Genomic DNA, 415 nt, shown 5'->3' with positions numbered 1-415 from the left:
ACGGTGCCCAGCCCTGCGGTGGCCAGGGCCAGCACCCGGTCGCCGTCGGAGACGACGCCGAGCAGCGCGGCGCCGGTCATGGCCGGCCCCTGCCCGTGGGTGATCGTGACCGACACCGGGACGACGGCCGCGGCGTCGCCCAGCGCGGGCGAGGTCACGGCGCCGAAGGTGACCACGGCCTGGCCCATCGGGGAGTCGACGGTGGCCGTGGGGCAGGCGGCGACGGCGTCGGTGAGGGTGCCGACCACCGTGGCCGCGGGGCCGCCGGTGGCCAGCAGCTCGGCGGTGCCGCCGAAGCCGCTGCGGGTGTACTGGCCCACGGCGTCGTCGACGGCTGCGGGGTCGCCGAGCGCGGTGCGGGCGGCCGTGAGCGCGTCGGTGCACGCGGCCGGGGTGACCGTGAGCTGACCGGGGC

Annotated in this window: 1 protein-coding gene; it reads right to left on the bottom strand. The window is 79.0% G+C overall.

Going from position 1 to position 415, the window contains the following annotated elements:
* A partial coding sequence (locus M3677_RS17565) for a hypothetical protein (RefSeq protein WP_251161223.1) occupies positions 1-415 on the bottom strand: 415 nt, incomplete at both ends.

Source organism: Curtobacterium sp. P97 (genome assembly GCF_023712445.1).
Lineage (GTDB): Bacteria > Actinomycetota > Actinomycetes > Actinomycetales > Microbacteriaceae > Curtobacterium.
Note: the sequence above shows the minus strand (reverse complement) of the source record. Positions and strands in the feature narration are given on the sequence as shown.